This window comes from Bifidobacterium biavatii DSM 23969 (assembly GCF_000741165.1).
GTDB lineage: Bacteria > Actinomycetota > Actinomycetes > Actinomycetales > Bifidobacteriaceae > Bifidobacterium > Bifidobacterium biavatii.
On sequence record NZ_JGYN01000044.1, the window covers coordinates 20,436 to 31,512 of the forward strand.

The window sequence follows — 11,077 nt, forward strand, 5'->3', positions numbered from 1 at the left end:
GTACGACGCACGACGCGGCTGGTCCGTTCGTATCATCGCCGGTCATTACACTGGGAGCGTAACGTTGGAACGGCGCGCACGCACGCGCGAAACGGGCGGAGGTTTGGCCATGACCATGACGGACACGATTCACGGCGCATCCGTGGCACGGGACATCCGCGCCGCGTTCTTCGACATCGACGGCACGTTGACCAGCTTCGTCACGCACGTAATCCCCGACTCGACCGTCCGCGCGCTGCACATGCTGCAGGATCGCGGCGTCAAGGTGTTCATCTGCACCGGCCGCGCCCCCTCCCACATGACGGTGGTGCTCGACATGATCCCCGTGCACTTCGACGGCATCGTGGGCCTGAACGGCCAATACTGCTTCGATGACAGCGGATTCCTCGAAAAGGAGTCGCTTGAGCCGGATGACATCGCCACGGTGATCGGCTGGCTGGACGCACACCCGGACGTGGTGGCGAACTTCTGCGAAAAGGACTACGTGTACTTCAACCAGGTCACCGATTCGATGCGCCGCACCTGGGCGCAGCTGGGCAAGACGGCACCGGCCGTGCACATCGACGATCCGCACACGCGCACGCTCGAGCACGAGACGTTCCAGATCAGCCCGTACATCACCCTCGAACAGGAGTCCGAGGTAACGGCACTGTGTCGCAACGTCAAGGGAGTGCGCTGGCATCCCGACTTCACCGACCTGATCCCGGCCGACGGCGGCAAACCGGAAGGCATGAAACGTTTCATGCGCCACTACGGCTGGACTCGCGAGCAGACGATCGCGTTCGGCGACGGCGGCAACGACGCGACGATGCTTGAATTCGCCGGCATCGGAGTCGCGATGGGCAACGCGACCGAGCCAGCTAAGGCCGCGGCCGACTACATCACCGACGACGTCGACCACGACGGCATCATGAACGCGCTGCTGCATTTCGGCATTCTGTAAAACCGCAGACGATACGCGACGGGCGTATGCGTTCGGGACCATCCACTCCCCAACGCATACGCCCGTCATCATGCATGCGGCGCACGGGCAGCTGTCACGCCGGAATGCCAAACCGGCGTTTGCGGTCCTTGATTGGTTCGATCATCAGGCCAAGCCGCTGCAAATGGACGAGTATTGCGACGGCGATGCCGCCGAGCAGGATGACCGGCACGATGCTTGCCTCGAGTCCGAACGAGCCGCCGGTCAGCCATGCGGGACCGTTCCACTGCGCGACCAGCCATGAATGCTGTTCGCCGTTGCCGGACACGATCGAACCGAAAATCGGCCCCTCCGCGATATTCCACATGAAGTGGAATCCCATGCACCACCACAGCGAGCGCGTGGCCAGATAGATCGCACCGAACAGCAGGCCAGCCTCAATGGCGATCGCGAGACCGCCCCACAGCGTGCCGTCCCGGTTGAACCAGTGGATGATGCCGAACACGAACGCGGACAGGATCACCGCACCCCATGACCCGAGTGATTCCTCGGTGAGCCGCAGCAGGATGCCGCGCATCATGATCTCCTCGGCGATGCCGGCGGTGAATCCCAGCGTAAGCAGGTCGGCCCACGGACTGTAATCCGGATCGAAGCCGACGATCCGGTAGCCGCCGAACAGTGCGATCACGCCGACGCACACCGCAATGCACGCGAACGCGGCGATCATGCCGCGAATCGCGCCGAACGCGCGCCGCGGCGACAATTCGACCGGCGGACGACGCCGTTCCATGACGAGCGTGACGATCAGATACGCCGCGACGGCCGCGATCAGTTCGGCGGTCGAACTGAGCATGATCATCGGCGAGGAGGTGCTCATCGACGTGATATCGACGCTCAGGCTCGCCGCCGACGCTCCGGAAGCCATCGTGTTCAGGGTAATCACGACGACGCCGACGAACGACACGGCAAGCATGATTCCCAGCAGGATGCCGACGAACGCGATGCCGCGCGACCATGCGCGGCATCGCAGTGGCTCCCGCGGATCGTACCAACGGTGGGGATGATCGTCGGTGAGCAGATCGTATTGACGGATCGACAGCGTGTCGCCGAGCAGCAGATGATGGAGGCGGGCCGCTTCCGCGCGCTGCGGTTGCGGCGATGATCCCGGCAACGGCTGCAACGACGGTGTTGCAGAAGAATCGGACGGATCGTATTGTCCAGACGACGCCGACGGAGGCGTGTCGGACGATGGCGGGATGACATTGCTCATGATGAGTCCCTTCTCGTACGCTGTATACGCGTCATACCGCGTATATGCCGTACTCCAAGTACAGCACGGACCTCGCCAACACGCCGGCGGCTGTCATCATGTGTCGACGAACGGACTGCAAACAAACGACAAACAAACGGAGAATGCGGGACGTATATGATTGTGGCCTCTCCTTGTCGGGAGAGGCCACATCACACAACGTCAGCTATGCGCGCGAACGCAACGACGACAGCAGAACGTCACAGCACGTCGACCGACAGGATGCCGGCCGGTTCGAGCGGCGCGTCGGAACGGTCAGTCGGCAGCGCTTCGAGCTTGTCGACGACCTTCTTGGACTCGTCGTCGGCGACCTCGCCGAAAATCGTGTGATGGCCGTCAAGCCACGGGGTCGGCACAGTGGTGATGAAGAACTGCGAGCCGTTCGTGCCGTGGATCTTGCCGTCGCGGCCGCGGCGCAGGCCGGCGTTCGCCATGGCAAGCAGGTACGGGCGATCGAACTTGAGATCAGGGACGATCTCGTCGTCGAAGTCGTAGCCCGGGCCGCCGGTGCCGTTGCCAAGCGGGCAGCCGCCCTGGATCATGAAGTCCTTGATGATGCGGTGGAACGTCAGGCCGTTGTAGAACGGCTCGTGCGACGGCTGGCCGGTGAACGGGTCCGTCCACTCCTTTTCGCCGGTGGCGAGGCCGAGGAAATTCTTGACGGTGACCGGGGTCTCGTCGTCGAACAAGTTGGTCTTGATGTCACCTTCGGAGGTGTGCATAACGATGGTACTCATAGCGCACCAGTGTGGCAGACGCTCCCGACCGGGCGGCGGAAACCACGCGGCCGGGAGCTGACGGACGACGAGACGGGGCGGGAAGGCGGAACGCTAGTCCTGCATCTTGCGCAGCCGCGGCTCCTGCGATTCCTTGGTGCCGGTGATGCGGTACACATCGAACACGCCGTCGATCTTGCGCACGGCGGCCAAAAGACGGTTCAGATGCTGCGGATCAGCCATTTCGAAGCTGAACTGGCTGATGGCGACGCGGTCGCGGCCGGTGGTCTGCGAGCCGGAGATGATGTTGACGCCGTGGTCGGCCAGCACGCGGGTGATGTCGGAGAGCAGGTGCTGGCGGTCGAGCGCCTCCACCTGGATCTTGACCATGAACAGGCCCTTGGTGCTGGTCCACTGCACGTCGACGACACGCTCGGGCTGACGCCGCTCGAGGTCGAGCATGTTCTGGCAGTCGGTGCGATGCACGGACACGCCCTGGTTGCGCGTGATGAAGCCGATGATCTTGTCGCCAGGCACGGGCATGCAGCAGCGGGCAAGCTTGACCCACACGTCACCCACGCCCTTGACGGACACGCCGAGTGAACTCGTGGTCTTCTTCGCCGATTCGACCTGCCGCAGCGGCAGGGCCTCCTGCTCCACTTCCTCGTCGACTTCGTCGCTGCCAGCGTCCTTGACGAGGTGCGCGATGACGTTCTGTGTGGAGATCTGCCCGTCGCCGATGGCGGCGAACAGGTTATCGACGCCGGAACAGTTGAGTTCGTCGGCCACGCCGACCAGCGCGCCCGGCGTAAGCAGCGTGGCGATCGGCAAGTTGCGCTTGCGCATGGCGCGCGTCAGCTCGTCGCGGCCCTCCTCGATGGCCTCGGTGCGGCGCTCCTTGGAGAACCACTGGCGGATCTTGTTACGCGCCTTGGGGCTTTTGACGAAGCTCAGCCAGTCGCGCGACGGCCCTGCGGTGTCGGACTTGGAGGTGAGCACCTCGACAGTGTCGCCGTTTTCGAGCCGGGTGTCGAGCGGCACGAGACGGCCGTTGACGCGCGCGCCCATCGTGCGGTGGCCGACCTCGGTGTGCACCGCGTACGCGAAGTCGACGGGGGTTGCATCGGCCGGCAGGGAGACAATCTTGCCCTTCGGCGTGAACACGTACACTTCGGCCGCGCCGAGATCCTCCTTGAGCGAGCCGAGGAACTCCTTGGAGTCGGGCGTTTCGCTCGTCCAGTCGGCCAACTGCTGGATCCACTTGAGGTTGTCGGCCTCGCTGAGCTCCTGGGCTTCGCCGTCGCGCTTGATGTCGGACTTGTCCGGCGAGCTCAGCGCGCGGCCGGCCTGCCCGTTCGCCTTGTACTTCCAGTGCGCGGCGATGCCGAATTCGGCCCGGCGGTGCATGTCCCACGTGCGGATCTGGATTTCGACCGGCTTGCCGCCCGGACCCACGACCGTCGTGTGCAGCGACTGGTACATGTTGAGCTTCGGCATGGCGATGTAGTCCTTGAAGCGTCCGGGAACCGGGCTCCACCGCGCGTGCACCGCACCGAGTGCGGCGTAGCAGTCCTGAATTGTGTCGACGATGATGCGAACGCCGACCAGATCGTAGATGTTGGAGAAATCGTGCCCGCGCACGATCATCTTCTGATAAATCGAGAAATAGTCCTTCGGTCGGCCGGTCACATATGCCTTGATGTGCTGCGCGTCGAGATCCTCGTTGATCTCGGCCAGAATCTGCTTGAGATACACGTTGCGCTGGCCTGCGCGGCGTGCGACGAGCACGACGATCTCGTTGTAAATCTTCGGGTAGAGGACCTTGAAGCTGAGTTCCTCGAGCTCGGTCTTGATGGCGTTCATGCCGAGGCGGTTGGCCAGCGGCGCGTACACGTCGAGCGTTTCGCGCGCCTTCTTCTGCGCGCCGGACGTCTTCACGTACCGCCATGTGCGCGCGTTGTGCACGCGGTCGGCGAGCTTGACGACGAGCACGCGCACGTCGCGGCTCATCGCGACGACCATCTTGCGGATCGTCTCGGCCTGCGCGGAATCGCCGTACTCCATTTTGCTTAGCTTGGTCACGCCATCGACGAGTCCGGTGACGGTGTCGCCGAACTCGGCGCGACACTGGTCGAGCGTGTAGTCGGTGTCTTCCACGGTGTCATGGAGCAGGCCGGCGGCCACGACGAGCGGTCCCATGCCGAGATCGGCGAGGATCTGCGCAACAGCGAGCGGATGGATGATGTACGGCTCGCCCGACTTGCGGCGCTGCGGCGCGTGCTGCGTGACCGCGCGGCGGTAGGCGCGCTCGAGGATGGACAGATCCTCCTGCGGATGGTGCGCCCTGCAGGATTCGACGATCGGCTTGAGGGGGTTGAGCGGATCATCGCTGATTTCACAACCCAACATGCGTGCCGCGCTATAGTCGCCTTCAGCGTTAGCCATGATCCACCTCTCTCGTGTAATGAGGATATCCTACCTCGTTTGCCGCGTCGCGCGCGCTAATCGTACCTCTGTCCGCCGGTGCGCCGCGCCTATTTCGAAGCGACGCCGGTGGATCCGAAGCCACGCTCGGCTCGGTCCGAGCCGGGCAGCGTTTCGGCCGGAATAAACCGGGCCTCGGCGTAGCGTTGGATGACCAGTTGGGCGATGCGATCGCCGGGCTGGAACTCCACCGTGTGCTCGGGATCAAGGTTGATCAGCGGCACCTTGATCTCGCCGCGATAACCGGCGTCGATGGTGCCGGGAGCGTTGAGCACGGTAACGCCGCGCTTGACGGCAAGGCCGGAGCGCGGGTGCACGAGACCGACGTAGCCGGCAGGCAGGGCGATGGCCACCCCGGTGGGCACCAGCGCCCGCTGGAACGGCTTGAGTTCGACCGCTTCGGTGGTTACGAGGTCGGCGCCGGCGTCTCCGGCGTGGGCGTAGAACAGCTCAGCCGGGTAATCGGGGTTGAGAGACTTGACCAGCACCTCAACAGTTTCCGGCTCGTTGTACGTTTCGTCGATCGCCATCAGGCGGCGCACTCCTTGCACACCGGCTGGCCGTCTTCGGTGGTGTAGGCCAGCTGGCTGCGGTGCTTGACCAGATAGCATTCGGAGCAGATGAACTCGTCGCCCTGCATCGGGATGACGGTCACCGAGGCGTCCTCGTTGCTCAGGTCCGCACCGGGCAGCTCATAGTCCTCGGCGATGGCGTTCTCGTCATCGTCGATGTCGCTGGAGGTGTTCTGCGATCCCTTGCCGAGCGCCTGCAGCGACTCCTCGTCCTCGTCCTTGTTGCGAGGGGAATCGTAATCCTGAGCCATCGTGTTCCTTTCTCGAATGTGGTTCTTCTGCGCCATAGGATACATGACTTTTGCCCGGCTTAGGATACGCGGGTCGAAATACTCGTAAAATACGACACGTAAGGCACAATGGTTACGGTATTACTCGATGAGGGAAAGTGGTGCGCACATGCCTGAAAATCCGCTGGAGCAAGCCCGATTCGACCATGTCGACGGAGCAGGCAATCTGGTGTTCTCGGCCGGTGGTCTGCGGTTCGCCGTCACCGTCGACGACACGCTGGAGCGCGCCATTCTCGAAGCCAAGCAGATCCGTTCCGAATCGCAGCGCAGCGCGCAGCCGCAGAACGTGAGCACGCTGCCGATTTCGCAGATCCAGTCGCTGATTCGCGCCGGGGCCGATCCCGCGCGTGTCGCGGAACGCTACAACCTGAGCGAGGCACTGGTCCGGCGCTTCTCGTCCGCGGTGGAAACGGAAAAGCAGTACGCGATCGAACAGTTCCTGATCGTCCCCGCTCCGAAAGAAAGCCACATGCGCACGGTCTCCGAACTGATCGAACGCACGCTCGCCTCGGCGCGCATCGGCATGGAGACGCTCAACTGGCAGGCCACGCGCCGCGGATTGGAACCGTGGCGGATCACCGCGCGATTCATGTCGTCCGGACACGCGGTGCGCGCCGAATGGACGTGGAACATGCATGACAACGCGGTCGTGTGTCTGAACTCGGCGGCGAAGAAACTGCTCGGCGAGCAGAATCTCGGCGCGCAGGGCGCTTCCCTGCCGACCGACGAGGACGACGGGTTCGCGATCGAACTGAATTTGCCCGGGGATTCGATCCGCTCGGCGCGCATCGAACGCGCGGTATCCGAATGGAACATGGCGCAGGACGCGGCGCCTGCCACGGGTGCCGCGGCGGGATCGTCCGCAACCGTCCCGTCGAACGGGAATCCTGCGACGCCCGGCACGACCGGACAGACCCTGCCGTCGATCGTCGCGCCGACCATGCCGTCCGCCGCGTCCGAAAACGGCGAAATCGTTCCGCGGCAGCCGTCGGAACAGCTTGTCTCCCCTACATCGGTCGCCGCGGACGCACCGGACACTCCGTCATCGGCAGACGACGCCGCGCACGACGATGCAACGGCATCCGCCGCAGCACCGGACAACGGGCATACGGACGGCGTCGCCGCATCGCAGCCGGCGCAATCCGCCCAGAACAAGCCGGCCAAGCGCAGGTCGGGCCGTTCCGCGGTGCCGACGTGGGATGAAATTCTGTTCGGCGAATAAACGCGGAGCGCGCCCGCTCGACCAGCTGACAGCCCGCGTCATGCAGGCCGCGCTCCTGCCCTTTCCCGCCGTTTCAGGCCACGTCGATCAGACAGGGAATATCGGATTCCAGCATGCTTTGCGAGCCGTGCACGCTCGGCAGGTGCGTGGCCTTGTCCGACTGGGTGCGCGAGTCGACGATGGTGACCGACTCGCCGGCCGTGACAAGCACATCGCCGAGCATCGGACGCACACGATCGTCGACCGGACCGAACAAGCCCTGCACGATCGCCTCGTCGCGCGTGCGCACCAACGCAAGACCACCCAATCGTTCGCGCCAGCGCTGCGCGATATCTTCGGCCGACTCCTCCTCTTCCGCATACAGCATGAGCGCGCGCGGCTCGCCGCCGACCACGCGCACGCCGCGGCTCAACTGCGGCTCTTCGGCGATGTCGATGCGCTGGTCCGGATCGGTCGTGATCATGCCGTGGTCTGCGGTGATGACGATCAGCGTGCCGTGCGGCGCGTTGCGTTTGAGCGCGGCCAACTGCGCGTCGATGCGCTCGAACACGCCGATCCACTTGTCCGAATCCCAACCGTAGGAGTGCCCGGTCTTGTCCGCATCGCGGATGTACAGATAGGTCAGGCCCGGCGTCTTTGCGGCGTCGCAGGCGGCGAGCAGCCGGTCGCGCGGCGTGACGCCGCCGACGTAGGCCGGTCCGCGCAATGCCGCTTCGGTCAACGGCGAATCCTTGAATTTCGGCAGGCCGCAGCTGGTGACGTGCACGCCGCGCAGGGCGAGGCGTTCAAACACGGTGGGCTGGCGCTGCAGGTCAGACGGCGGGATCGCGTCGGTGAATTGAATGAGCTGCGATAGCTTGCCCGTGATCGGATTGAGCTGCGTGTATCCAGCCATGCCGGTCAGTCCCGGGCAGGTGCCGGTGCCGAATGTGGCCATTGCGGCGACCGTCGTGCTGGGCGCGCAGGTGGCGATCGGCCGCTGGTTGGCCGGCTCGTTCATCAGCGAGCGCAGGTAGGGCGCGTGGCCGAGCCGCATGGCGAGATTCCAGTAGCCGAGTCCGTCGACGAGCACGACGATCGCGCTGGCCGCGTCGGGCAGGCCGAGTGCATGCTGCAACGCTTGCGGATCACGATGGACGGCGGTGTCGATCGGATGGCCGATGGCGGCGGACACGGCCGGCAGGATGGCTGACAGGTGGAGTGCTCCCCCGCGCGCGTCGGATGCGCCGGTTACGCCGGAATCGTTAACGGCCGCACGGTCGGGTACGGCATCGCCGTATCGCGCCGTCGGCGTCAGTTTCAGCAGTTCGCTCATGTCCGGAACATCCACACTCATGCGTCCCATTCAATCACCGTGGGGTGAACATCGTGTCGGATTGGAGCGGCTGCGGGCACGCGTCACCTAGCGTCGTCAGGTGTCGCCGGGGCGTGATCGTCGCACGGATGTTCGCACGGGTTCGGTATCATGGTCCGGTTATTCCGTCCGTTTGTCCGCAATCGACCAGTGGGAGCGCGCACGCATGGCATCACATCGCAAGCCGGCATCAGCAGCCTATGACCTTCGCACGGTCAAGGAGCATATCGTCGAAACGCCGTTGAACGAGGAGATGAGCAAGTCGTTCCTCGAATACGCGTATTCGGTGATCTACGCGCGCGCCCTGCCCGACGCTCGCGACGGTCTGAAGCCGGTGCAGCGGCGCATCGTCTACCAGATGGGCGAAATGAACTTGATGCCGGATCGCGCGTACATGAAGTCGGCGCGCGTGGTCGGCGAGGTGATGGGCAAGCTGCATCCGCACGGCGATTCGGCGATCTACGAGGCGATGGTGCGTCTTGCACAGCCGTTCGCGATGCGTCTGCCGCTGGTGGACGGCCACGGCAATTTCGGCTCGCTCGACGACGGCCCGGCCGCCTCGCGTTATACGGAGGCCCGTCTGGCTCCCGCAGCGCTCGGCATGAACGCGGATATCGACGAGGACACGGTCGACTTCACGCCGAACTACGACAACAAGCTCAAAGAGCCGACCGTGCTGCCGGCCGCGATTCCGAACCTGCTGGTCAACGGCGGTTCGGGCATCGCCGTGGGCATGGCGACGAACATGGCCACGCACAACCTCGGCGAGGTCGTGGCGGCGGCCAAGCATTTGATGAAGTATCCGACCGCGTCGCTTGAGGAGCTGATGCGTTACGTGCCGGGTCCGGACTGGCCGGGCGGCGGCATCGTGATCGGCCGCGACGGCATCCGCGAAGCGTATGCGACGGGCCGAGGCACGCTCACCACGCGTTCGAAGACGCATATCGAGAACGTGACCGCGCGCAAAAAGGCGATCGTGGTAACTGAACTGCCGTTCATGGTCGGCCCGGAGCGCGTGCTGGAGCGTATTTCCGAAGGCGTGAAGAACCGCAAGCTGGAGGGCATTTCGGGCGCGATCGACCTGACGGACCGTCACAACGGCACGCGTCTCGTGATCGAGGTGAAGACCGGATTCGATCCGAACGCGGTGCTGGCGCAGCTGTTCCGCCACACGCCGCTGCAGGACAATTTCACGATCAACAACGTGGCGCTCGTGGATGGCCGCCCGCACACGATGGGCCTGAAGGAGCTGCTGCAGGTGTGGATCGACCACCGCCGCGTGGTGGTGCGCCGGCGCAGCGAGTTCCGCCGCAAGAAGGCGCTGGAGCGGCTGCATCTGGTCGAGGGCCTGCTGCTCGCACTGATCGACATCGACGAAGTGATTCAGGTGATCCGCACGTCCGACGACGCGGATGCGGCCAAGTCTCGCCTGATCGCGGTGTTCGACTTGGACGACATTCAGGCGCAGTACATTCTCGACCTGCGTCTGCGCCGCCTGACGAAGATGAGTCGCATCGAGCTGGAGGCCGAACGCGACGATTTGAAGCAGCGCATCGAGGAGTTGGAGCGCATTCTCGCTTCGGACAAGGAGCTCGACCGCGTGGTGGTGCGTGAGATGGACGCGGCGGTCAAGACGTACGGTTCGCCTCGTCGCACCGTGCTGCTCGACGAGGGCGAGGACGGCACGCTGATCCCGGTGACGGCGCACGGCGACGACACGGCGTCGACGGCGGCGCTGGAGGCGGCCCGCACCGCGACTAAGCTGTCGTCGGCCGCGGCGGACGTGGCGGCGGCGACCGCGGCCGCTAAGAAGGCCGGCGAGGAGAACGCGACGGCCGCCGCGCTGCAGATCGACGACGAGCCGTGCGTGGTGATGTTGAGCGCCTCCGGTCTGATCGCGCGCACGTCGCCGGCCGCCTGGGACGTGTGGGAGTCGCGCTCCGCCGCGGACGCACGCAAGCCGGACGATCAGATTACGTCGATTTTCCGTACGACGACGCGTTCGTCGTACGGTCTGATCACGTCGGCGGGACGACTCGTGCTCGCGCATGCGGTCGAACTGCCCGCCCTGGCCGCGTCCGACACGCTGAGCACGACGGGCGGCATTCGTGCGAACGAACTGCTGGGATTGACCGAAAGCACCGATCCGGGTGCCCGGCGAGCGCGTGGTCGCCGCCGTGGCGATGACCGGCACGCTGAACGGCGTGG

Annotated in this window: 8 protein-coding genes and 1 pseudogene; 3 read left to right on the top strand and 6 right to left on the bottom strand. The window is 64.7% G+C overall.

Translation table 11 applies throughout. The annotated features are described in order from the left end of the window. Positions 1–109: 109 nt before the first annotated feature. Positions 110–943 (top strand): Cof-type HAD-IIB family hydrolase, encoded by an 834-nt coding sequence (locus BBIA_RS12570; protein ID WP_033492154.1) that lies wholly within the window; start codon positions 110–112, stop codon positions 941–943. Positions 944–1,037: 94 nt separating this feature from the next. Here BBIA_RS12570 and BBIA_RS13580 read toward each other — a convergent pair whose 3' ends face one another. From BBIA_RS13580 to BBIA_RS12595, 5 genes are all read right to left on the bottom strand, one after another. Continuing rightward, complete coding sequence (locus BBIA_RS13580; RefSeq protein WP_051924074.1) at positions 1,038–2,192, bottom strand: CPBP family intramembrane glutamic endopeptidase; 1,155 nt, start codon at positions 2,190–2,192, stop codon at positions 1,038–1,040. Between the two features lie 239 nt (positions 2,193–2,431). After that, positions 2,432–2,968, bottom strand: coding sequence for a peptidylprolyl isomerase (locus BBIA_RS12580; protein WP_033492074.1), 537 nt, complete (start codon positions 2,966–2,968; stop codon positions 2,432–2,434). 93 nt (positions 2,969–3,061) lie between these two features. After that, entirely contained in the window at positions 3,062–5,392 is a 2,331-nt protein-coding gene (locus BBIA_RS12585) for a RelA/SpoT family protein (protein WP_033492072.1), read from the bottom strand. A gap of 89 nt (positions 5,393–5,481) precedes the next feature. Further along, on the bottom strand, positions 5,482–5,961 hold the full coding sequence (gene dut / locus BBIA_RS12590; protein WP_033492070.1) for a dUTP diphosphatase: 480 nt from the start codon (positions 5,959–5,961) through the stop codon (positions 5,482–5,484). Continuing rightward, positions 5,961–6,254: a DUF4193 domain-containing protein gene (locus BBIA_RS12595; RefSeq protein WP_033492068.1), complete on the bottom strand. Its 294-nt coding sequence runs from the start codon at positions 6,252–6,254 to the stop codon at positions 5,961–5,963. Before BBIA_RS12595 ends, dut begins: the two co-directional genes overlap by 1 nt. Before the next feature lie 148 nt (positions 6,255–6,402). Between BBIA_RS12595 and sepH the strand changes: the two genes are divergently transcribed. Further along, entirely contained in the window at positions 6,403–7,515 is a 1,113-nt protein-coding gene (sepH, locus tag BBIA_RS12600; protein WP_033492066.1) for a septation protein SepH, read from the top strand. Between the two features lie 73 nt (positions 7,516–7,588). Here sepH and BBIA_RS12605 read toward each other — a convergent pair whose 3' ends face one another. After that, positions 7,589–8,851, bottom strand: coding sequence for an alkaline phosphatase family protein (locus tag BBIA_RS12605; protein ID WP_033492064.1), 1,263 nt, complete (start codon positions 8,849–8,851; stop codon positions 7,589–7,591). Positions 8,852–9,035: 184 nt separating this feature from the next. Between BBIA_RS12605 and BBIA_RS12610 the strand changes: the two are divergent. Further along, positions 9,036–11,077: pseudogene (locus BBIA_RS12610) on the top strand (DNA gyrase/topoisomerase IV subunit A); the annotation flags it as partial.

What these genes read in the sequence shown, in the direction of transcription:
- dut (WP_033492070.1), bottom strand. Translation starts at nt 5,961, where the DNA reads ATGGCGATCGACGAAACGTACAACGAGCCGGAAACTGTTGAGGTGCTG.
- BBIA_RS12580 (WP_033492074.1), bottom strand. Translation starts at nt 2,968, where the DNA reads ATGAGTACCATCGTTATGCACACCTCCGAAGGTGACATCAAGACCAAC.
- BBIA_RS12595 (WP_033492068.1), bottom strand. Translation starts at nt 6,254, where the DNA reads ATGGCTCAGGATTACGATTCCCCTCGCAACAAGGACGAGGACGAGGAG.
- BBIA_RS13580 (WP_051924074.1), bottom strand. Translation starts at nt 2,192, where the DNA reads ATGAGCAATGTCATCCCGCCATCGTCCGACACGCCTCCGTCGGCGTCG.
- BBIA_RS12570 (WP_033492154.1), top strand. Translation starts at nt 110, where the DNA reads ATGACCATGACGGACACGATTCACGGCGCATCCGTGGCACGGGACATC.
- BBIA_RS12585 (WP_033492072.1), bottom strand. Translation starts at nt 5,392, where the DNA reads ATGGCTAACGCTGAAGGCGACTATAGCGCGGCACGCATGTTGGGTTGT.
- sepH (WP_033492066.1), top strand. Translation starts at nt 6,403, where the DNA reads ATGCCTGAAAATCCGCTGGAGCAAGCCCGATTCGACCATGTCGACGGA.
- BBIA_RS12605 (WP_033492064.1), bottom strand. Translation starts at nt 8,851, where the DNA reads ATGAGTGTGGATGTTCCGGACATGAGCGAACTGCTGAAACTGACGCCG.